21 protein-coding genes are annotated in these 20,449 nt (G+C 65.2%); 15 read left to right on the forward strand and 6 right to left on the reverse strand.

Going from position 1 to position 20,449, the window contains the following annotated elements:
- Positions 1-26 precede the first annotated feature (26 nt).
- From flgM to ACFPN5_RS00440, 3 genes are read left to right on the forward strand one after another with little or no spacing between them, the layout of a single operon-like run.
- Entirely contained in the window at positions 27-296 is a 270-nt protein-coding gene (gene flgM, locus ACFPN5_RS00430) for a flagellar biosynthesis anti-sigma factor FlgM (protein ID WP_379778955.1), read from the forward strand.
- The gene (gene flgN, locus ACFPN5_RS00435) at positions 296-727 is read left to right on the forward strand and encodes a flagellar export chaperone FlgN (protein ID WP_379778958.1); all 432 of its coding nucleotides are present in this window, start codon (positions 296-298) and stop codon (positions 725-727) included. Before flgM ends, flgN begins: the two co-directional genes overlap by 1 nt.
- A complete protein-coding gene (locus ACFPN5_RS00440) occupies positions 714-1,433 on the forward strand; it encodes a glucosaminidase domain-containing protein (RefSeq protein WP_379778961.1) in 720 nt (239 codons plus the stop codon). Before flgN ends, ACFPN5_RS00440 begins: the two co-directional genes overlap by 14 nt.
- A 4-nt stretch (positions 1,434-1,437) precedes the next feature.
- On the opposite strand, the gene flgA is transcribed toward ACFPN5_RS00440, so the two are convergent.
- Positions 1,438-2,154, reverse strand: coding sequence for a flagellar basal body P-ring formation chaperone FlgA (gene flgA / locus ACFPN5_RS00445; RefSeq protein WP_379778964.1), 717 nt, complete (start codon positions 2,152-2,154; stop codon positions 1,438-1,440).
- A 75-nt stretch (positions 2,155-2,229) separates the two neighbouring features.
- Here flgA and flgB point away from each other — a divergent pair, with 75 nt between their 5' ends.
- The 12 genes from flgB to ACFPN5_RS00505 all read left to right on the forward strand — a co-directional run bounded on the left by flgB (position 2,230) and on the right by ACFPN5_RS00505 (position 12,061).
- Entirely contained in the window at positions 2,230-2,589 is a 360-nt protein-coding gene (gene flgB, locus ACFPN5_RS00450) for a flagellar basal body rod protein FlgB (RefSeq protein WP_379778967.1), read from the forward strand.
- A 4-nt stretch (positions 2,590-2,593) separates the two neighbouring features.
- Positions 2,594-2,998 carry a flagellar basal body rod protein FlgC gene (gene flgC / locus ACFPN5_RS00455; RefSeq protein ID WP_379778970.1) on the forward strand — a complete coding sequence of 135 codons (405 nt, stop codon included), beginning with the start codon at positions 2,594-2,596 and terminating at the stop codon, positions 2,996-2,998.
- 16 nt (positions 2,999-3,014) lie between these two features.
- A complete protein-coding gene (locus ACFPN5_RS00460) occupies positions 3,015-3,683 on the forward strand; it encodes a flagellar hook capping FlgD N-terminal domain-containing protein (protein ID WP_379778973.1) in 669 nt (222 codons plus the stop codon).
- Positions 3,684-3,706: 23 nt separating this feature from the next.
- On the forward strand, positions 3,707-4,900 hold the full coding sequence (locus tag ACFPN5_RS00465; protein WP_379778976.1) for a flagellar hook protein FlgE: 1,194 nt from the start codon (positions 3,707-3,709) through the stop codon (positions 4,898-4,900).
- A gap of 12 nt (positions 4,901-4,912) precedes the next feature.
- On the forward strand, positions 4,913-5,638 hold the full coding sequence (locus ACFPN5_RS00470) for a flagellar basal body rod protein FlgF (protein WP_379778979.1): 726 nt from the start codon (positions 4,913-4,915) through the stop codon (positions 5,636-5,638).
- Positions 5,639-5,680: 42 nt separating this feature from the next.
- Positions 5,681-6,466 carry a flagellar basal-body rod protein FlgG gene (gene flgG / locus ACFPN5_RS00475; RefSeq protein WP_379778982.1) on the forward strand — a complete coding sequence of 262 codons (786 nt, stop codon included), beginning with the start codon at positions 5,681-5,683 and terminating at the stop codon, positions 6,464-6,466.
- Positions 6,467-6,492: 26 nt separating this feature from the next.
- Positions 6,493-7,119, forward strand: coding sequence for a flagellar basal body L-ring protein FlgH (gene flgH / locus ACFPN5_RS00480; RefSeq protein ID WP_379778984.1), 627 nt, complete (start codon positions 6,493-6,495; stop codon positions 7,117-7,119).
- A gap of 11 nt (positions 7,120-7,130) precedes the next feature.
- Positions 7,131-8,255, forward strand: a complete 1,125-nt coding sequence (locus ACFPN5_RS00485; RefSeq protein ID WP_379778987.1) for a flagellar basal body P-ring protein FlgI — start codon at positions 7,131-7,133, stop codon at positions 8,253-8,255.
- On the forward strand, positions 8,255-8,644 hold the full coding sequence (locus tag ACFPN5_RS00490) for a rod-binding protein (RefSeq protein ID WP_379778990.1): 390 nt from the start codon (positions 8,255-8,257) through the stop codon (positions 8,642-8,644). The genes ACFPN5_RS00485 and ACFPN5_RS00490 overlap by 1 nt, the downstream gene beginning before the upstream one ends.
- 63 nt (positions 8,645-8,707) lie before the next feature.
- The gene (gene flgK, locus ACFPN5_RS00495; RefSeq protein WP_379778993.1) at positions 8,708-10,090 is read left to right on the forward strand and encodes a flagellar hook-associated protein FlgK; all 1,383 of its coding nucleotides are present in this window, start codon (positions 8,708-8,710) and stop codon (positions 10,088-10,090) included.
- Positions 10,091-10,099: 9 nt separating this feature from the next.
- On the forward strand, positions 10,100-11,005 hold the full coding sequence (gene flgL, locus ACFPN5_RS00500; protein WP_379778995.1) for a flagellar hook-associated protein FlgL: 906 nt from the start codon (positions 10,100-10,102) through the stop codon (positions 11,003-11,005).
- A gap of 3 nt (positions 11,006-11,008) precedes the next feature.
- Positions 11,009-12,061, forward strand: coding sequence for a hypothetical protein (locus ACFPN5_RS00505; protein WP_379778997.1), 1,053 nt, complete (start codon positions 11,009-11,011; stop codon positions 12,059-12,061).
- A 27-nt stretch (positions 12,062-12,088) separates the two neighbouring features.
- Here the strand turns inward: ACFPN5_RS00505 and ACFPN5_RS00510 are convergent, their stop codons facing one another.
- The 5 genes from ACFPN5_RS00510 to infB form a co-directional block, all read right to left on the reverse strand.
- The gene (locus tag ACFPN5_RS00510; RefSeq protein ID WP_379778999.1) at positions 12,089-13,840 is read right to left on the reverse strand and encodes an ABC transporter ATP-binding protein; all 1,752 of its coding nucleotides are present in this window, start codon (positions 13,838-13,840) and stop codon (positions 12,089-12,091) included.
- Positions 13,841-13,968: 128 nt separating this feature from the next.
- The gene (typA, locus tag ACFPN5_RS00515; protein ID WP_379779001.1) at positions 13,969-15,801 is read right to left on the reverse strand and encodes a translational GTPase TypA; all 1,833 of its coding nucleotides are present in this window, start codon (positions 15,799-15,801) and stop codon (positions 13,969-13,971) included.
- Between the two features lie 307 nt (positions 15,802-16,108).
- Entirely contained in the window at positions 16,109-17,026 is a 918-nt protein-coding gene (gene truB / locus ACFPN5_RS00520; protein WP_379779003.1) for a tRNA pseudouridine(55) synthase TruB, read from the reverse strand.
- Complete coding sequence (gene rbfA, locus ACFPN5_RS00525) at positions 17,023-17,463, reverse strand: 30S ribosome-binding factor RbfA (protein ID WP_379779005.1); 441 nt, start codon at positions 17,461-17,463, stop codon at positions 17,023-17,025. The genes truB and rbfA overlap by 4 nt, the downstream gene beginning before the upstream one ends.
- A gap of 130 nt (positions 17,464-17,593) precedes the next feature.
- Positions 17,594-20,416, reverse strand: coding sequence for a translation initiation factor IF-2 (infB, locus tag ACFPN5_RS00530; protein WP_379779007.1), 2,823 nt, complete (start codon positions 20,414-20,416; stop codon positions 17,594-17,596).
- Positions 20,417-20,449: the final 33 nt, after the last annotated feature.

Consider the following 20,449-nt stretch of genomic DNA (forward strand, 5'->3'; position numbering starts at 1 on the left):
TCCAATCGAAAACCCGAGGTACCCGCATGAAAATCACTGGAACCGGCGCCCCAGCCATGACGCCCGCCGTCGGTGGCGCCGCGGCCGCCCCCGCACCTGTCAGCAGCCCTATGAGCGCCGCCCCTGCGGCCCTGGAGTCAAGCGTGCTGCAGCCGGCTGCCCAGGCATTGCGCGCCATGCCCGACATCGACGCGGCGCGCGTGGCCGAACTGCGCGACGCCCTGGCCAAGGGCGAGCTGCCCTTCGATGCATCGCGCCTGGCAGGCCTGATCCAGCGTTTCCACGGGGGTCGCTGATGACTTCCCGCATGACGCGCCAGCAGGCCGCCGCCGCCTTGGTGGAAGGTGTCGACCAGGACCTGATCGCCGCAACCGCCATCCTCGCCCTGCTCGAGCGCCAGTTCGACGCCGCCCTGCGCCATCAGGGCGCGGAGCTGGCGCTGCTGGCCGAAGAACTCACGCCCGTGCTGGACGCCATGGACGCCCGCCGCCGCCAGCGCGTGGCGCTGGTGCGCGCGCTGCACGGCCTCGACGGAACGATGGCCGGCTTCATCGCCACCCAGCCGGAACCCGGCCGCACGCCGCTGGCGGCCGCCTGGAGCGAGCTGGAACGCGTGGTGGTCGCCTGCAAGGCGGCGACCACGCGCAACGGCAACCTGCTGGCCGATCAATTCACGACCATGCAGCGCGTGCTGCAGGGCGGAGACGGTACCTATGCGCCACGCTGAGTTTTCGACGACGGCCGTGCCGGCCACGCTGCCGACCGCCCCGACCCGCCCCACCACCGCGATCGGCGGCGGCAGCGGTTTCGGCCGCGCCTTTGCCGACGTACAGGGCGAAGTGGCGACATTTATCCAGGAAGGCGGCGGCGACACGTCACCGGCGCTGAGCCCTGAGGGCAGCATTTGGCATACGCGCAGCGCCGCCAGCGTATTGGCCGCGCCCGAGGACGAAGGCGGTTCCACCAGCAGCGAGCAACAGGCCTTCCTGGACAGCATCGCCCCGTGGGCGAAGGAAGCGGCAGATAAACTGGGCGTGGCGCCGGAACTGGTGCAGGCGCACGCCGCGCTCGAATCGGGCTGGGGCCAGCGTCCGATCCGCGACGCCATTGGTGCGAGCAGCCACAACCTGTTCGGCATCAAGGCCGGCGCCAGCTGGAATGGCGCGGTCAGCGAGACGGCCACCACCGAATATGTCGGCGGCGCGGCCGTGAAAACCAGCGCGCGCTTTCGCGCCTATCCGGACGGCGCCAGCGCCTTCCGCGACTACGCCCAGATGCTGCTCGAGAATCCGCGCTATCGCGGGGCGATCGGCGCCGGCAGTGACGCCAATGCCTTTGCGCAGGGCCTGGCGAAAGGCGGTTACGCCACCGATCCGGCCTACGCCGCCAAACTGTCGCGCCTGGCCGGCAAGCTGCAGGGTATCAACGGCTGATGTATCAACGGCTGACGCGGGGCATGTCCACGGGTTCGACCGTGCCCGGCGCGGTAACCCGCATGCGCACCGTCTGCCCGCTGGCGCTGTTGCGCACCCGCACTGTCGCACCGCGCGCTCCGGTATCGAGCGCTTCCCCGGCCGTGCTGATCTCAATGCCCTCGATGCGCGCAATCATCACGACGGCGTCGCCGCGCTTGACTAGCACGGGTGCACTTAGTGAATTGTTACGCAGAACGTCGCCAGCACGCAACAATCTGCGGCTGGTTTGCCCTACCGCATCATCTGGATCGATCACGGGGTCCGCAATGCTGGTAATCTCGCGTTGCTCTACGGTAACATGGGCGTCGGTAAGGACTTCGTTGGCGGCGATCGGTGTTGCCGCCACCACCACCGACGCCGAGATGCGCGCCCGGACGATGTATTCCTGGCGGCTGTTGCCAGGCCCCGGGCAGCGCACCGCGAAGCGCATCCGGGTGGCCTGCCGGGTGTCGAGTGTGTCGACCTCGACCGGCCCGGTGCAGGCGGGCGCTACGCGCGGCGGCACCACAGCCAGCTCGAAGCGGGCATCACGCAGGTTTGACGCAGCAGCCTGTTTTTCCAGCTGGGCGCGGGCAGTCTCCTCGACCTGACTGGCGATGGAGATCGGCGAAGCAGCCAAGGCCGGCAGAGGCGCCAGCAGGAGCGGCAGGACAAGAATACGAGCGGCACGACGAATCATTGCGACAAACCCTGGCAATCAAAGATTTACCCATTCTAACGAAACACCCTGCAGTTCACGACGGAGGACAAGCGAATGACGATTAATTTTAAGGACGCACTGGGAGTGCATGCCGACGCGCTGCATGTGCGCGCCGAGCGCACCCGCGTGCTGGCCGCGAACATCGCCAACGAAAGCACGCCGGGCTACACGGCGCGCGACCTCGACTTCGGCGCCGTGCTGCAGGACCGGATCGACGCCGAAGCGGGCGAAGCGACCCTGAGCGAAGGCGAAGCGCTGTACCGCGTGCCCTTCCACCCTAGCGCCGATGGCAACACGGTGGAAATCGGCGTCGAGCAGGCCGCGTTTTCGCAGAATGCCTCGGACTTCCAGACCAGCCTCACCTTCATCAACATGAAGCTGCGCGGCCTGGCCAAAGCCATCAACGGACAGTGATCACATGAGCTTCAAGGATATCTCCAGTATTGCCGGTTCCGCGATGGCGGCCCAGTCGGTGCGCCTGAACACCATCGCCTCGAACCTGGCCAACGCCGACACCGCTGCGCCATCGGAAGCCGAAGCCTACCGTGCGCGCAAACCCGTGTTTGCCGCGATCATGGAAAACGACGCGGGCGGCCGTGTGCAGGTGCTCGACGTGGTCCAGAGCGCCGATCCGGTGCGCAAGGTCTACGAGCCGGGCAACCCGTTGTCCGACGCCGACGGCATGGTCGTCTACTCGAACGTGAATTCGGTCGCTGAAATGGCCGACATGATGTCCGCCTCGCGCGCCTTCGAAACCAACGTCGAGGTGCTGGGCCGGGTCAAATCGATGCAGCAGTCGCTGCTGAAACTGGGCGAAGGCTGAGGTTAAGACTAATACTATGCTGACCAATAACTCTCTCGCAGCCTCGAACAACACCGCGGGCACCGGCGCCGTCTCGGCGAACGCCGATGTCAGCGCCAACAAGGACATGTTCACCAAGCTGCTGGTCGCGCAGATCCGCAACCAGGACCCGCTCGCGCCATCCGACCCGAGCCAGTTCGTGAACCAGCTCTCGCAGCTGTCCCAGACCGAAGCGCTGCAAAGCCTCTCCAAGACCACCAGCGCCAGCGCCAGTGTGCTGCAAAGCCTGCAGGTGCTGGCGATGGGCGGCCAGGTCGGCTCGACGGTCACCGTCGCCACCGACCGCGTGCGCGTCGACGGTGCCGCCATCGACGGCAGCATCTCCCTGCCGTCCGCCGGCGCCAGCACCCTGGTGCTGACCGGCGCCGGCGGCCAGGAACACACGATGACCCTGCCCTTCCATACGGCAGGTAGCCAGCCGTTCAAGCTCGACCCGGCCGCGCTCGGCATGGCCCCGGGCAGCTATTCGATCTCGGCCATGGCCGCCGACGGCACCCGCGTGCCCGTCGAGATCGCCGGTCGCGTCGACAGCGTGCGCCTGTCGGGCACCGGTTCCGTCGTATTGCAGGTGGCTGGCGTCGGCGATGTCGACCCCTCCGCCATTACTGGTTTCAACGGCAAGGCCAATCAGGTCGCCGCCAACTAATTCAAGAATCCAAGGACCACGCCATGAGCTTTAACATCGCCCTCTCCGGTATCCAGGCCATCAACGAGCAGTTGGAAGCCGTATCGAACAATATCGCCAACTCGAGCACCTACGGCTTCAAGAGCAGCCGCGCCAACTTCTCCGCCATGTATGCGGGCGACCAGGCGACCGGCGTGCAGGTCGGCTCGCTGACCCAGAACATCGGCCTGAACGGCTCGGTCGAATCGACCGGCCGCTCGCTCGACGCCGCCATCGACGGCCGCGGCTTTTTCGTCAGCCGCGAGAGCACCGGCGCGCTGTCGTACAGCCGCGTCGGCATCTTCGCCGCCGATAACGGCGGCAACCTGATCGACGCCGCCGGCCGCAAGGTGCAAGGCTACGGCCCGGCCGCCAACGGCAACCTGGGCGTCATGGGCGACATCAAGATCCCGACCGGCCAGATCGCCGCATCGGCATCGACCAACGTCAACTACACCGGCAACCTGTCGGCCGACTGGAAAGCGCCGGAGACCGCTGACGGCTTCAAGAGCACCGATCCGAAATCCTACAACATGGTCAAGCAGTCGATCCTGTTCGATTCGCTCGGCACCCAGCACACCGTGTCGCAATACTTCGTCAGGCAGGCCGGTAGCAACAATGTCGTCGTGCATTACGGCTTCGACGGCGCGCCGCCAGCCGGCGCAACGAGCACGCTGACCTTCGACGGCAAAGGCCAACTGACAAGCGAGCCGCAAACCGGCGACCTGACCCTCGACAACACGAACGGCGCCGACGACATCGTCTTCAAGATCGACTACACCGGCACCACCATGTTCGCCGGCGACGCGACCACCACCAACAACAACACCAACGGTTATGCCTCGGGCGCCTATGTCGGCGTCGAGCTGGCTGCCGATGGTTCAGTCGTGGCACGCTACAGCAACGAGCAAAAGCAGACCGTCGGCACCATCGCCCTGGCGACCTTCGGCAACGAAGGCGCGCTCGCCGCCACCAGTGAGACCAGCTGGCAGGCGACCGCCGGCTCCGGCCTGGCGCTGTACGGCACCCCGGGTGTGGGACTGTCGGGCAAGCTCAATACGGGCGCGCTGGAAGGCTCGAACGTCGACATCACCTCCGAACTCGTCGGCCTGATGACTTCGCAGCGCAACTACCAGGCGAACTCGAAGGTCATCACGACCGAGAACCAGATGATGCAGTCGCTGATGCAGGCACTGTAATCAAGACCCGTCATGGATAAACTGATCTTCACCGCCGTCTCCGGCGCCGAGCACACGCTGCGTGCCCAGCAGGTCCACGCGAACAACCTGGCGAACATGGACACGCCCGGCTTTCGCGCCAACCTCGAACTGGTGACCACCCAGTCGCTCGGCGGCTACGGCTACGACGACGTGCACATGGCACGCACGCAGGCCGACGCCATCTCGACCAAGCCGGGCACCGTGCGCGAAACGGGCCGCGCGCTCGACGTGTCGATCAACGGCAGCGGCTACTTCGCGGTCGAATTCAACGGCCAGGAAGCCTACACCCGCGCCGGCGCCATCGACATCGACGCCACGGGCGCGCTGTCGGTCGCCGGCCGCCCGATCCTGGGCGAAGGCGGCCCGATCGTGCTGCCGCCGCACTCGGCGGTGGAGATCGGCACCGACGGCACCGTGTCCGTCATGGCCGAAGGCGCGACCACGATGCAAGTCGTCGACAAGCTGCGCCTGGTGAACGCCGAAGGCCCGGAGCTGACCAAGAACGAAGCCGGCCTGATCGTCGCCCGCAATGGCGACCAGCTGCAGGCGGACGCCAACATCACGGTGCGCTCGCGCGCGCTGGAAGGCAGCAACGTGTCGGCCATCGAAGAGATGGTCGCGACCATGGCCCTGAACCGCAGCTTCGAATTGCAAATGAAGCTGTTCCAGGCCGGCGACAAGATGAATGAGGCGGGCAACCGCCTGCTCGGCGCGTAACTCAAATTGATTGAGCGCGGCTGACAACCCAAGGAGAATTTCATGAATCCAGCAATGTGGATCAGCAAGACCGGTGTGCAGGCGCAGGACGCCAAGCTGCAGGCCATCGCCAACAACCTCGCCAACGTCAACACCGTCGGCTTCAAGCGCGACCGCGTCGTGTTCGAAGACCTGCACTACCAGGTCGATTCCCAGCCGGGCGCGCAGAGCGCCGACAACACCGTCTCGAACGGCGTGCAGCTCGGTAACGGCACGCGCCTGGTCGGCACCCAGAAAGTGTTCACCAACGGTTCGCTGCAAACGACCAGCCAGCAGCTCGACGTCGCCATTTCCGGCGGCGGCTTCCTGCAGGTGCGCCGCCCGAACGGCGAAGCCGGCTTCACCCGCGCCGGCCAGCTGCAGATCGACGCCAACGGCACCCTTGTCAATGCCCAGGGCCTGCCGCTCGTGCCGCAGATCACCGTGCCGAACAATGCCACCGCGATCACCATCGCCGAAAACGGCACCGTCTCGGCCACCGTCCCGGGCCAATCGGCGCCGACCGAACTGGGCGCGCTGACGCTGACCAGCTTCGTCAATCCGGCCGGCTTGCTGGCCCTCGGCGAAAACCTGTTCCAGGAAACCGCTGCCAGCGGCACGCCGACCGAAGGCCGTCCGGGCGACGGCGCCCTGGGCAAGCTCAAGCAGGGCGCGCTCGAGGGTTCGAACGTGCAGGTGGTCGAAGAGATGGTCGACATGATCGCCGCCCAGCGTACTTATGAGATGAATACCAAGGTGTTGTCGGCCGCCGACAACATGCTGCAATACCTGGCACAGGCCGCGCGATAATGACGCGCTCTATCCTTGCAGCAACTATGATGATCGTGTTGCTGGTCGGTTGCGCCTCGCGCGCACCGATCGTGCAGGAAGACGATGCCCCGGTCCCGGTTGCGCGCACGACCGCGCGCGGCGTCTCGGGCGGCGTCTTCAGCAACGACGCGTTGTCGCTTACGTCCGACGCCCGCGCCTACCGCGTGGGCGACGTGGTCACCGTGATCCTGCAGGAGACCACGCAGGCGAGCAAGCGCGCCGGCACCAGCTTCAGCAAGGAGTCGTCGGTAGGTGTTTCACCGCTGGGCGTGCTCGGCAAGACCTTCCCGAAGACCGCCATCGATGTGTCGGCCGAGCGCGGTTTCTCGGGCGACTCGACCAGCACCCAGCAAAACGCGCTCTCGGGCGCGCTGACCGTGATCGTGCAGGAAGTGCTGCCGAACGGCCTGCTGCGGGTGGCGGGCGAGAAAAACATGACCCTGAACCAGGGCGAAGAATTCGTGCGCCTGAAGGGCTATGTGCGCGCCGCCGATGTGGACGCGGACAACCGGGTGTCGTCGCTGCGCGTGGCCAATGCGCGCATCGCCTACTCGGCCAAGGGCGTGCTGGCCGACGCCAATCAGGCCGGCTGGCTGATGCGGTTCTTCACCGGACCGCTGATGCCGTTTTAATTAGGATGAACATGATTCAGTCTCGCAGCCCTGCCCTCTTCAGCCGTATCATTTTCGCCGCCGCGCTGAGCCTGGCCGCAGTGGCACCCGCGCAGGCCGCGCAGGCGCTGCGCAACCTGGTCAGCATCGAAGGCGTGCGCGAAAATCCGCTGGTCGGCTATGGCCTGGTCGTCGGCCTGAACGGTTCTGGCGACTCAACCCAGGTGAAGTTCGCCAGCCAGTCGGTCCTGAACATGCTCAAGCAATTCGGCGTCAAGCTGCCGGAAGGCCAGGACGCCAAGAACAAGAACGTGGCCGCCGTCATGGTGTCAGCCGTGTTCCCGCCGGGCTACCGCCGTGGCCAGGCGATCGACATCACCGTCTCGTCGCTGGGCGACGCCAAGAGCCTGCGCGGCGGCACCCTGCTGCTCACGCAGCTGCGCGCGGCCGACAACGAAGTGTATGCGCTGGCCCAGGGCAACCTGGTCGTCGGCGGCCTGTCCGCCTCGGGCAAGAGCGGCTCCTCGGTGACCGTGAATACCCCGACCACCGGCCGTGTCCCGAACGGCGCCATGATCGAGCGCGAAATCGCGACCGATTTCGCCACCCGCCCGCAAGTGCTGCTACGCCTGCGCCACCCCCATTTCGAGACCGCGACCAATGTGGTCGAGGCGATCAACCGCCGCTTCGGCCAGGTCGCCACCACCGCCGACGGCACCAGCGTCGAAGTCATCGCACCAATGGACCCGACCGCGCGCGTGGCCTTTGTGGCCAAGCTGTCGAATATTCCGGTGGAAGCCGGGGTCGAGGTGCCGAAGGTCGTGTTCAATTCGCGCACGGGCACCGTCGTGATTGCCGACGGCCTGCGCGTCAAATCGGCCGCCGTCACCCACGGCGCGCTGAAAGTCGTGATTTCCGAGAGCTCGCGGGTAAGCCAGCCGGGCCCGCTGTCGCGCGGCCAGACCGCGGTCACGCCGCAATCGCAAGTGTCGGTGGACCAGGGCTCGGGCCAGATGTTCAGGTGGCCGGCCGGCGCCAAACTGCAAACGATCATCGACGTCGTCAACAGCCTGGGCGCGTCGCCGGACGACATCATGGCGATCCTGCAGGCGCTCGACCAGGCCGGCGCGATCGAAGGCGAACTGGTGGTGATCTGATGGAAACGAAGAACAACCTCCTCCCCCTGCCCGGCCGCCCCGGGGCCGCGACTGATGCTATCGCTCCCGCTGCCGGGGGCGCGCCCGATCCTGCCTACGTGGCGCAAGCCACCAAAGCCGCGGTCGAGTTCGAAAGCTTCTTCATCTCGCAGATGCTCAAGGACATGCGCGCCACCACCCGCGAAATGGCCGACGAGGACAGCGTCTTCAAGGACCGCGTCAACCAGGACATGCAGGACATGGCCGATGGCATCCTGTCGAAACAGATGGCCGGCCAGCGTGCCTTCGGCGTCGCCGATGCCATTTTGCGGCAGCTGCTGCCAGCCGCGGTGACTACGCCGGCAACTGCGCCGGCAACTCCGCAAGCAATTACTCCCGGCAAAACTTAATAATCCAAAGTAACTGGTCGCCTATCCTAGGTAGGCCCCCTGTTTCTCGAGAAAGACCCTGCCATGACCATCCTGTCCAACGCGCTGTCGGGCGCGCTTGCTTCCCAGCTCGCGCTGTCGGCCACCAGCCAGAACATCGCCAACCTGCAGACCAAGGGTTACACGCGCCAGGCCGCGCTGCTCTCCGCCGTCGGTGCGGATTCCAGCGGCAAAGCCATCGGCAATGGCGTGCAGGTCAGCTCGCTGATCCGTTTTTCCGACGGTTACAAGAGCCAGCAGATGTGGCGCGCGGCGGCCGAGACGGGCCAGTATTCACAAACCCAACCCTACCTGACCCAGCTCGAGCGCGTGATGGGCGACGAGACGGCCAGCCTGTCGACCGCGGTCGACGGCTTCTTCGCCGCGCTCAACGCTGTCGCCGGCGACAGCGCCACCTCGACCCCGCTGCGCCAGCAGGTGCTGACCGCCTCGGGCCTGCTGGCCCAGCGCTTCAACAGCCTGAACAACGTGTTCAATGCCCAGCGCATGTCGATCACCCAGCAGCGCGGCGCCATCGTCGCGTCGGCCAATGCCAACATCGAGAAGATCGCCGCCCTGAACGCCCGCATCACCCAGGGCAATGCCGTCGGCGCCCCGGTGTCGAGCCTGATCGATGCGCGCGACCTTGCCATCGATGAGCTGGCCGGCCAGATGGCGCTGGAAGTGTCGGAGCAGCCCGGCGGCGTGCGCGACATTTCGCTGAAAACGGGCCAGGCGCTGGTGATCGGCAATGTCGCCGGCAGCTTGAAGGCCGAGAGCGCCGGCGCCGAGCAGGTTTTCTCCCTCGAATTCGCATCAACCAAATTCATGCTGGACGCCGAAAAGCTCGGCGGCCAGCTCGGTGGTCTGTCGGTCTACGAGCGCGGCACCCTCACGTCGATGCAGGAAGACGTGGAAGCCATCGCCGGGAAGCTGGCAGCCCAGGTCAACAAGACGCTGGGCGAAGGCTATGTGATGGGCAGCACCTCAACCATACCTGACGGCAAGGCGCTGTTCGTCTTCACGAAGGGTTCGAACCATATCCTGACCGTCGCCGATGGCCTGGTGCCGGCCGATCTGGCGTTTTCCAGCGACGGCGCCGATGGCGACACGGGCAACTTGCAGAATCTGCTCAAGATCGGCAGCGAGCTGGTCACCTTCAAGGACAAGAGCGGCGCGACGCTGAGCGACGCCGACACCCAGCTGGTCGGCAAGCTCGGCGTGCTCAGCCAGCAGAACCAGGCTGCCCTCGCCACAGCGCGCACCATGCGCACCCATGCGGAAGAAGACTGGCAGTCCACGAGCGGCGTCAACCAGGATGAGGAAGCCATCAACCTCGTCGAATACCAGAACATGTACCAGGCCAACATGAAAGTCATGTCGGTCGCCAACTCCCTGTTCGACGCCACGCTGGCGATGATGGGTTAAGGAGCAATCATGCGTATCGCCACCGCCCAGTACCAGTCGAACATGAACCAGTCGCTCCAGCTGAATCAGGAGCGCCTCAGCAAGCTCACCCAGCAGATGGCCGAGGGCAAGCGCATCCTCGTGCCTTCGGACGACCCGGTCGACAGCGTGCGCCTCTCGCGCCTGCAGCGCGAGGAAGCGGCCATTACCCAGTACCGCGAGAATATCGATTCCATCAAAATTCGCCTGACCAGGACCGAAGGCTATCTCGGCAACATGGTCAACGACATCGCCGCTGGCCGCGACCTGCTGGTCTTTGCACTGGACGGCTCGAACACGCCCGACGACCTGAAGGCCCTGATCAGTCCGCTCACCTCGCTGCGCGACAGCCTGCTCTTCACCGCCAACACGGTCGACCAGGAAGGCAACTACGTTTTCTCCGGCACCAAGACATCGACGCCCGCAATGACCTTGAATCCGGACAACGGGCTCTACGAATTCACCGGCAACGAGAACACGCAAGACGTCGTCGTCGCCAGCGGCGGCCTGACCCAGGTTGCCAACCACAACATGGCGGGCATGGAAAAATTGCTCAACGCGATCAACGCCACCATCGAGGAACTCACCACGGGCGACCGCAACGTCAACCAGACGGGTACCCGCGCGATACTGAGGGCGAACCTTGATGGTTTCGACGACGCGCTGAACGATATCTCGGGGAAAATCGCCGTCCTCGGCGGCACCCAGAACATCCTCGACACCCTCGATGCCAACCACAGCAACGTCAGCCTGTCGAACCGAATGGCGATCACCGACATCGGCCAGCTCGACATGGGCGTTGCCGCCACCGAACTGAACGGTTATTCGACGGCGCTGCAGGCCACCTACAAGGCCTACGGCCGGATCGGTTCCCTGTCCCTGTTCTCCGCCCTGTAATCGATGGAAACCACGCTCCGCACAGCGATCACCACGACGACCGTCGGCACGGCCAGCACCGGCGCCGGCATCGTTCCCGCCAGGACCGCGCCCGCGTCCCCGTCCGGACCCGCGCGCACCGAGGCCGTGCCAGGCGACCGCGACAAGCTCGCGGAAGCCCGCCCGGCGCCGCGCGCGTCCACGCCCGCTCCCGCACGGCGCAGCAGGCCCGAGTGGGACACCCGCCTGCAAGCGAACGTCGCCAGCGCCCAGCAGGCGCAGGATTACCTCAACCAGGTCGCGCGCGAGCTGGAATCGGTCAAGGCCGCGCTGAGCGCGAAGCTGGCCGGCATGAAGAGCGGCGCGCGCGAGCTCGAGGCACGGGCACGCCAGCTCGGCGCCTCGATTGCCGCGCGCACGGCACGCGCCGGCGGTTCGGTCGACGCGCAACTGGAATTTTCCGATGGCGCACCGGCGCAGCAGCGCTTCCGGGTCCAGGGACTCGACGCCGGCATGCTGCAGGCGGCCGCGCCCCTGTCGCTGGCCTTCTCGATCGGCGGCGCCGGCGGCCCGCAACTGGCCGCAAGCATCGAACCGGACATGACCCCGGAACAGATTGCTGGACGCCTCGACCGCACCCTCGCCCCGCTCAAGGTGCGCGCCGGCCTGGACGGCCAGGGCCGGATCGAGTTCACCACCGCTGAAACGAACTGGCCGGCGGTACGCGACAGCATCGCCATCTCCGGCCGCGGCCGCGTCGCGACTGAAGCCGTGGCGCCGGACATGAAACTGCAGGACCTGGAGGCCGGCAACCCCGACGCGCTGCGCCAGAGCCTGCGCGAAGTGGTGCAGGCCCTAGAGCGCGTGCGCCGCTCCCAGGCCGCCGCCAGCGCCGCCCTGAGCGCCGCCGCCCAGCGCGCCGCCCAGCCGGAAATGAGCGCCGACGTCCTGGCGCTGACGGCGCAGGACTTCGCCTCCACCGCTGCCAGCCATGACTACGATTCCCTGCTGGCGATCACCTCGGCCCTGGTGGGCGTGAGCCGCGAGCGGGTACTGGCGCTGCTGGGGATGCGGTAAGGGCGAATCCTGTCGTGGGGACCGGCCTCAAGAAGCAAACGCCGGCCTCTCCCCAATCTGCTGCCGCCACATCGCGTAATACAGCCCGCGCGCCTCGACCAGCTCCGCGTGCGTCCCGCTCTCCACCACACTCCCCTTCTCCAGCACGAAAATCGTGTCCGCATGCATCACCGTCGACAGCCGGTGCGCAATCAGGATCGTCATCTGCGCCGCCCTGCTTGATATCTCGCGCACCGTATTGGTGATCTGCTCCTCGGTGATCGAGTCGAGCGCCGAGGTCGCTTCGTCGAAAATCAGCAGCGCCGGCTGGCGCACCAGCGCCCTGGCGATCGACAGCCGCTGCTTTTCCCCGCCCGACAGCTTCATGCCGCGCTCGCCAATCACCGTATCGAGCCCCTCCGGCGAGCGCTCGAGCAGGTAGGCGCACGCGGCCTGGCGCATGGCGGTGACGATCTCCTCATCGCTCGCATCAGGCTTCACGAAACGAATGTTGTCGCGGATCGTACCGGCAAACAGATAGGTCTCCTGGGTCACGAAGCCAATCTGCCGCCGCACGCGATTGAAGCGCAGGTCGGTCGTTGGCACGCCGTTGTACGACACCTCGCCGGCGTTCGGCGTGTACAGCCCCACCAGCAGCTTGACCAGCGTTGACTTGCCCGAACCCGACGGCCCGACAAAGGCAATCGTCTGCCCCAGGGTCGCAGCGAACGACACACCGGCCAGGGCGTCCTCGCCCGCGCCCTTGTGGCGAAAGCGCACGTCAGTAAAGCGCAGCTCGTGCAGGGCCCCGATCTCGACCGGATCGGGCGGACGCCGCTCCACCGGCTTGTCCATCAGCGTCCGGAAATTGAGCAGCGACGCCTCCGCCTCGCGGTGCGCCAGGATGATGTTGCCCAGCTCCTGCAGCGGCGCGAAGATCGACACCGAAATGAACTGCATCGCGATCAGCTCGCCCGTGGTGAGCACGTCGCGGAAGATCAGCCACAAGAGCGCAAACAGGATCGCCAGCTTCAGCAGGCTCAGCGTTGAGCCCTGCAAAAAGGACAGCAGGCGGATCCGCTTGACCTTCTCCATCTCCAGCGCAAAGATCGCGTCCGTCTGGCTGCGCAGGCGCCGGATTTCCGGAAACGTCAGCCCCAGGCTCTTGATGAGCTCAATATTGCGCAGCGACTCGGTGATGAAGCCGGAGTTGCGGTTCGTCTCGCGCACGATCGAGCGCTGCTGGGTCTTGATCTCGCGGCTCAGCAAGCCGGTCAGCCCACCGAGGACGAGCACGCCGACCAGGAACACCGGCACCAGCAGCCAATGCTTGGTGACCGCATACCAGGCCAGAAACGTAACGCCCACCAGCGCCGCAAAGGCCGTGTTGATGAAGGTATTGATCAGGCGCTCGCTGTCGGCGCGCACCTTTTGCAGCAGCGACAGCATCTCGCCGCTGCGCAAGTCCTCGAACTCCTGGAATTTCAGGCGCAGCAAGTGGCGCAGGCCATCGTTGAAAATCGCCACCCCCAGCTTTTGCACCACCAGCCGGGTCACGTATTCCTGCAAGGCCTTGGCCAGCCGCGACAGCACCGCCACCAGCACCGCCAGGCCCAGCAGGCGCGTCACGTAGGGCATGAGTTCAGCGTCCGGCAGGCGCTTCGGCCCGGTGACGCTGTCGATGATGGTACCGAAGATGATCGGATCGACCAGCGCCAGGATCTGGGAGGTGGCGGCGAACAGCAGGGCCAGCAGGCCGAGGCGCCAGTGAGGCTTAAGGTAGATCCAGAGGATGCGCATGAGCCATGTTACCAACCACGGCGCCCTGCCTGCGCACCGATGAGCCAGCCTTGGCCGACGGCATCGACAGGCGTAAAAAAACCCGCTGCGAACAGCGGGTTTTTTGTCAGGAGCGCGTCCCGTGAGGATTAGCCCTCGCGGTTGGCCTTCTTGCGCTCGTGCTCTTTCAGGTAACGCTTACGCAGGCGGATCGACTTCGGCGTGATCTCGACCAGTTCGTCGTCCTCGATGAACTCGACGGCGTACTCGAGCGACATCTGGATCGGCGGCACCAGGCGCACGGCTTCGTCGGTACCCGACGAACGCACGTTGGTCAGCTGCTTGCCCTTGATCGGGTTGACGACCAGGTCGTTGTCGCGCGAGTGGATGCCGATGATCATGCCTTCGTACACCGGATCGTTGTGCGACACGAACATGCGGCCGCGGTCCTGCAGTTTCCAGATGGCGTAGGCAACGGCAGCGCCGTCATCCTGCGAGATCAGCACGCCGTTACGGCGGCCGGCCATTTCACCGCGGGTGTTGTCGACTGGCGCGTATTCGTGGAACACGTGGCTCATCAGGCCGGTGCCGCGGGTCAGGGTCATGAATTCGCCCTGGAAGCCGATCAGGCCACGCGCAGGGATCAGGTACTCGAGACGCACGCGGCCCTTGCCATCCGATTCCATGTTCTGCAGGTCGCCACGGCGGCGGCCCAGTTCTTCCATCACGCCACCCTGGTTGACTTCTTCGACGTCGACCGACAGGCTTTCGAACGGCTCGTGGCGCACGCCATCGACCATCTTGAAGACCACGCGTGGACGCGACACGGCCAGCTCGAAGCCTTCGCGACGCATGTTTTCCAGCAGAATCGTCAGGTGCAGCTCGCCGCGGCCCGAGACTTCGAAGGTCGTGTCGTCGTCGGTCGGCGCCACGCGCAGTGCAACGTTGGCCTTCAGTTCGCGATCGAGGCGCTCGCGCAGCTGGCGGCTGGTGACAAACTTGCCTTCACGGCCGGCCAGCGGCGAGTTGTTGACCATGAAGTTCATGGTCAGGGTCGGCTCGTCGACGGTCAGCATCGGCAACGCTTCCGGGGTGTCCGGTGCGCACAGGGTCGAGCCGATACCGATTTCGTCGATACCGTTGATCAGGCAGATGTCGCCGGCGACGGCTTCGTCGACCAGCACGCGCTCGAGGCCCTTGAAGTTCAGCACCTGGTTGATGCGGCCCTTGATCGGGGTGCCATCAGGGCCGTTCATGACGATGACGTCCTGGCCGGTCTTGATGGTGCCGCGGTTGACGCGGCCAATGCCGATCTTGCCGACGTACGACGAGTAATCGAGCGAGGTGATCTGCATCTGCAGCGGGCCTTCCGGATTGTCGTCACGGACAGGCACGTGCTGCAGGATGGCGTCGAACAGTGGCTTCATGTCGCCGCTGCGCACGTCTTCGGTCAGGCCGGCGTAGCCGTTCAGGCCCGAGGCGTAGACGATCGGGAAGTCGAGCTGGTCATCGGTCGCGCCGAGCTTGTCGAACAGTTCGAAGGTCTGGTTGATGGCCCACTCGGCGCGCGCGCCCGGACGGTCCACCTTGTTGACGACGACGATCGGCTTCAGGCCCAGGGCCAGTGCCTTGCGGGTCACGAAGCGGGTCTGCGGCATCGGGCCTTCCTGGGCATCGACCAGCAGCAGCACCGAGTCGACCATCGACAGCACGCGCTCGACCTCACCGCCGAAGTCGGCGTGGCCTGGGGTGTCGACGATGTTGATGTGGGTGCCTTCGTACTCGACCGCGCAGTTCTTCGACAGAATCGTGATGCCGCGTTCTTTTTCGAGGTCGTTCGAGTCCATCACGCGGGTTTCCACGGCCTGGTTTTCACGGAACGTGCCGGACTGGCGCAGCAGCATGTCCACGAGGGTGGTTTTGCCGTGGTCAACGTGGGCGATGATTGCAATATTACGAATTGCGCGTTTGGTATTTGACATGTGATTTCAGCGTGGTTTTGCGTGATGTACGGATGTGTACGGTGCTGCCAATTTCGGAAACCGACTAGTATAGCAGGATAATGTGACCTTTCCGTGAAAAGGTCCGCATTTTCAACGGCTTGCTGGGTTTTTAACGGTTTTCCGGGGTTTTTGACCGATTATTCAAGACATGTGCAGCAGGACGTAGGGTGGGCGGCTTCGCCGCGCACGCGTTCAACCAGCTGATGAATAGCCGCGCGGCTGAGCAAACGCGGGTTGAACGCGTGAGCGGGATAACAGTCTCCCAGACTGTTATCCCCCGCCCACCCTACGACGCCGCGATCAAGCGCTCCGGCGCCAGGATCGCATACTCCTGCAGGTTCGCCGTCCCGAGCAGTTTGCCCTCGTGATAGACGCGCACCCTGCCCAGCTCCTGCGGCACCAGCACCGACTCCTTGCCCAGCGCCAGGCGCTGGCCATTCAGGAAGCGCTTCGCCAGTTCCGGCGTCAATTCGACCGACGGAAAGGTCGCCAGCAAGGCATCGACCGGGGCCAGCAGCGACAGCGGTTCCGCATGCGCCTGCAAGTCTTCCAGCGAGATCATGGTGGCCGCCGTCAGTGCCCCCACCTGGATGCGCCGCAGCGCGTTCAGGTGCGCGCCGCAGCCGAGCGCCGCGCCGATGTCCTCGCCGAGCACGCGCACATACGTGCCCTTGCTGCAGGTCACACGGATTTTCAGCATCGGCGCCGTGTACTCGACCAGCTCCAGCCCGTGGATCGTCACCGGCCGCGCCTCGCGCTCGAGCGTAATGCCTTCGCGCGCGTATTCGTAGAGCGCCTTGCCGTCGCGTTTTAACGCCGAGTACATCGGCGGCACCTGCAGGATCGGGCCGCGAAAGCGCGCCAGCGCCGCCTCGATCTGCTCTACCGTCACGTCGACCTCGCGCGTCTCGAGCGCTTCGCCTTCGGTGTCGCCGGTGGTCGTCATGATGCCGAGGTGGACGGTGGCGTCGTAAGTCTTGTCCGCTTCCAGCAGGTCTTGCGAGAACTTGGTCGCTTCGCCAAAGCACAGCGGCAACAGGCCCGTCGCGAACGGATCGAGGGTGCCGGTGTGGCCGGCCTTTTTCGCGTTCATGACGCGCTTGGCCTTGATGAGGGCGTCGTTCGAGGACAGGCCGACCGGCTTGTCGAGCAGCAGTACGCCGTCGACCAGGTCACGCGGCTTTTTGGGCGGGCGGGCGTTCACTCTGCGTCTGCATCCATGTCGATGCCAGGGGTCGTATCCGCCTTCGGCGCGTCGTCCACGAAGTCGGCGGCGCGTACCGCGTTCGCCTGGTCGATCAGGGCCGACATCTGCAGGCCGCGCGAGGTCGAGGTGTCATGCACGAAGTGCAGCCGCGGCAGCGTGTGGATGTGCAGGCGCTTGCCGAGCATGTTATGCAGGTAGCCAGATGCTTTATTCAGGCCTTCGAGCGTCGATTTGACTTCTTCCTTGCTGTCTTTCAGCAGGGTGAAGTAGACCTTCGCGTGCGCGTAGTCCGGCGTGAGCTGGACTTCGGTCAGCGTGATCATGCCGACGCGCGGGTCCTTCAGCTCGAAGGCGATCAGTTCCGACAGGTCTTTCTGGATCTGGTCGGCAACGCGCAGGCCGCGCTGGGGAATGGTTTTGCTGTGTTTTGCCATGGTGATATCTAGGTATTTTTCTGGTGATGGTACATCTATCGGGTGCGGGCGGGCGCAAATCTGGCCAATCAAAAAAAACGCCATCGGCTGGGCGTGAGCCCGGCGGATGGCGCTTTTGGCGTCGCTTGGATTACAGCGTACGGGCCACTTCGGTCACTTCGAACACCTCCAGGACGTCGCCGACCTGGATTTCGTTGTTGTTCTTCAGCGAGAGGCCGCACTCGAGGCCGGCGCGCACTTCTTTCGCATCGTCCTTGAAGCGCTTGAGCGAGTCGATTTCGCCGGTCCAGATGACGATGTTGTTGCGCAGCAGGCGAACCGACGAGGTACGCTTGACGACGCCATCGGTGACCAGACAGCCCGCAATCGCGCCGACCTTCGACACCAGGATGACCTGGCGAATCTCGACCTGGCCGGTGATGGTCTCGCGCTTTTCCGGCGCCAGCATGCCCGACAGCGCAGTGCGGATTTCGTCGATCGCATCGTAAATGATGCTGTAGTAACGAATGTCCACGCCGTTGGCCTCGGCCAGCTTGCGGCCCTGGGCGTCGGCACGGGCGTTGAAGCCGATGATGACTGCCTTCGAGGCCACTGCCAGGTTGACGTCCGATTCCGTGATGCCACCAACAGCGGCGTGCACGACCTGCACACGCACTTCCGAGGTCGACAGCTTCTGGAGCGAGCTGACCAGTGCTTCCTGCGAACCCTGCACGTCCGTCTTGATGATCAGCGGCAGGTTCTTCACCTCGCCCTCGGCCATCTGGTCGAACATGTTTTCCAGCTTCGCTGCCTGCTGCTTGGCCAGTTTCACGTCGCGGAACTTACCTTGACGGAACAGACCGATTTCACGCGCCTTGCGCTCGTCGGCCATGACCATGACTTCTTCGCCGGCAGCCGGCACTTCGGTCAGGCCCTGGATCTCGACCGGGATCGACGGACCGGCTTCAGCCACGGCCTTGCCGTTTTCGTCCAGCATTGCACGGACACGGCCATAAGCCGAACCGGCCAGTACCACGTCGCCACGGCGCAGGGTACCCGACTGCACCAGGATCGTCGCAACCGGGCCACGGCCCTTGTCGAGGCGGGATTCGACCACCAGGCCACGGGCCGGCGAACCGACCGGTGCCTTCAGTTCCAGCACTTCGGCCTGCAGCAGCACTTGCTCGAGCAGGTCGTCGATACCGGTACCGATCTTGGCCGACACTGGAACGAACGGCGAATCGCCACCGTATTCTTCCGGCACCACGCCTTCGGCGACCAGTTCCTGCGTCACGCGGTCGGTATTCGCGCCCGGCTTGTCGATCTTGTTGATCGCCACGACGAGGGGAACGCCGGCAGCTTTTGCGTGGGCAATCGCTTCCTTCGTTTGCGGCATCACGCCGTCGTCCGCCGCCACCACCAGGATGACGATGTCGGTGGCCTTGGCACCACGGGCACGCATGGCGGTGAACGCCTCGTGGCCCGGGGTATCCAGGAAGGTGATCATGCCGCGCGGGGTGTCCACGTGGTATGCACCGATGTGCTGGGTAATGCCGCCGGCTTCGCCCGCAGCCACTTTCGCGCGGCGGATGTAGTCCAGCAGCGAGGTCTTGCCGTGGTCGACGTGGCCCATGACGGTCACGACCGGTGCACGCGCGGTCGACTCGAACTCGGCATGCTCGCCCTGGTCGGCCAGCAGCGCTTCCGGATCGTCCTCGGCGGCAGCGAAGGCTTTATGGCCCATCTCTTCCACCACGATCATCGCGGTTTCCTGGTCCAGCACCTGGTTGATGGTGCACATCTGGCCCAGCTTCATCAGTTGCTTGATGACTTCCGATGCCTTCACCGACATCTTGTGGGCGAGTTCGGCCACGGTGATCGTTTCAGGAACGTGGACGTCCTTGACGATCGCCTCGGTCGGCGCCTGGAAATTGGTTTCGCGATCGTCGTGCGAGTTGCGACGGCCACCGCTGCGGCCGCCACTACGCCAGCCGTCACGGCCGCTCGGCGCGCTCGGGGCGCCACGGCCCTTCGCACCGCTTGGCGCGCCACGCTTCTTGGCGTCGTCCGACCAGGTCGAGGACACGTTCGCCGACTTGATCGACTTCTTGTCGGCCGGCTTCTTGTCGCCCGGCTTGGCATCGGCAGGCTTCTTGTCGGCAGGCTTGTGCAGCGTGCCGGCAGGTGCGGCCGGCTTGGCCACGACAGGTGCAGGAACCGGTTCCGGCGCCTTGATCACGCGGCGCGGCTGCGCCATCATGAGCTTGATCTGTGCCACTTCGTCGGCCACGGCCTTGCGTGCCTTCTCGGTGGCGGCAGAGCGCTCGGCGGCTGCCTTGGCAGCTTCCTCGGCCTTGCGCTTGGCGTCGTCGGCGGCGGCCTGCTTGGCCTGCTCGCCGGCAGCCGAACTGGCTGCGGCCGCTGCTGCGGCGTCGCGCTTGGCTGCTTCCGCAGCGTCGCGCTTGGCCTGCTCTTCGTCGGCCTTGGCCTGCTCGGCGCGTTCCGCCTCGAGCTTGGCCAGGCGTTCCTGCTTTTCACGCAGGTCCGCTTCCTGGCGAGCGACGAGCTCGGCATGACGGCGCGACTCTTCCTCGCGGCGTGCGATTTCGGCGGCATCGACGACAGGAGCAGCCGCTTCAGCGGGTGCGGTAGGCGTCGTTGCTACCACGTCATCGCGCTGCACGAAGGTGCGCTTCTTGCGCACTTCGACCTGGATCGTCCGCGACTTGCCTGACGCGTCAGCCTGCTTGATCTCGCTCGTTTCCTTGCGGGTCACCGTGATCTTCTTTTTCTCGGTCCCTTCGCCGGCGCCGTGGGTACGGCGCAGGTGATTCAGCAGCTTGTCCTTATCATCCTTTGACAAGGGATCTGACGTCGAACTCTTGTCGACGCCGGCAGAACGCAGCTGCGTCAGCAGCAAATCTGCAGGCATCTTCAGTTCGGTGGCAAATTGGGCTACGTTGTTACTCGCCATTCAGTCCTCTTTTCTATGTGTCGCGGAGATGAT

Origin of the sequence: Massilia niabensis (assembly GCF_042655085.1) — a bacterium.
In the GTDB taxonomy this organism is placed as follows: domain Bacteria; phylum Pseudomonadota; class Gammaproteobacteria; order Burkholderiales; family Burkholderiaceae_D; genus Telluria; species Telluria niabensis.

Coding starts and splice junctions, on each gene's coding strand:
- flgM (WP_379778955.1), top strand. CDS start 27: ATGAAAATCACTGGAACCGGCGCCCCAGCCATGACGCCCGCCGTCGGT.
- flgN (WP_379778958.1), top strand. CDS start 296: ATGACTTCCCGCATGACGCGCCAGCAGGCCGCCGCCGCCTTGGTGGAA.
- ACFPN5_RS00440 (WP_379778961.1), top strand. CDS start 714: ATGCGCCACGCTGAGTTTTCGACGACGGCCGTGCCGGCCACGCTGCCG.
- flgA (WP_379778964.1), bottom strand. CDS start 2,154: ATGATTCGTCGTGCCGCTCGTATTCTTGTCCTGCCGCTCCTGCTGGCG.
- flgB (WP_379778967.1), top strand. CDS start 2,230: ATGACGATTAATTTTAAGGACGCACTGGGAGTGCATGCCGACGCGCTG.
- flgC (WP_379778970.1), top strand. CDS start 2,594: ATGAGCTTCAAGGATATCTCCAGTATTGCCGGTTCCGCGATGGCGGCC.
- ACFPN5_RS00460 (WP_379778973.1), top strand. CDS start 3,015: ATGCTGACCAATAACTCTCTCGCAGCCTCGAACAACACCGCGGGCACC.
- ACFPN5_RS00465 (WP_379778976.1), top strand. CDS start 3,707: ATGAGCTTTAACATCGCCCTCTCCGGTATCCAGGCCATCAACGAGCAG.
- ACFPN5_RS00470 (WP_379778979.1), top strand. CDS start 4,913: ATGGATAAACTGATCTTCACCGCCGTCTCCGGCGCCGAGCACACGCTG.
- flgG (WP_379778982.1), top strand. CDS start 5,681: ATGAATCCAGCAATGTGGATCAGCAAGACCGGTGTGCAGGCGCAGGAC.
- flgH (WP_379778984.1), top strand. CDS start 6,493: ATGATGATCGTGTTGCTGGTCGGTTGCGCCTCGCGCGCACCGATCGTG.
- ACFPN5_RS00485 (WP_379778987.1), top strand. CDS start 7,131: ATGATTCAGTCTCGCAGCCCTGCCCTCTTCAGCCGTATCATTTTCGCC.
- ACFPN5_RS00490 (WP_379778990.1), top strand. CDS start 8,255: ATGGAAACGAAGAACAACCTCCTCCCCCTGCCCGGCCGCCCCGGGGCC.
- flgK (WP_379778993.1), top strand. CDS start 8,708: ATGACCATCCTGTCCAACGCGCTGTCGGGCGCGCTTGCTTCCCAGCTC.
- flgL (WP_379778995.1), top strand. CDS start 10,100: ATGCGTATCGCCACCGCCCAGTACCAGTCGAACATGAACCAGTCGCTC.
- ACFPN5_RS00505 (WP_379778997.1), top strand. CDS start 11,009: ATGGAAACCACGCTCCGCACAGCGATCACCACGACGACCGTCGGCACG.
- ACFPN5_RS00510 (WP_379778999.1), bottom strand. CDS start 13,840: ATGCGCATCCTCTGGATCTACCTTAAGCCTCACTGGCGCCTCGGCCTG.
- typA (WP_379779001.1), bottom strand. CDS start 15,801: ATGTCAAATACCAAACGCGCAATTCGTAATATTGCAATCATCGCCCAC.
- rbfA (WP_379779005.1), bottom strand. CDS start 17,463: ATGGCAAAACACAGCAAAACCATTCCCCAGCGCGGCCTGCGCGTTGCC.
- infB (WP_379779007.1), bottom strand. CDS start 20,416: ATGGCGAGTAACAACGTAGCCCAATTTGCCACCGAACTGAAGATGCCT.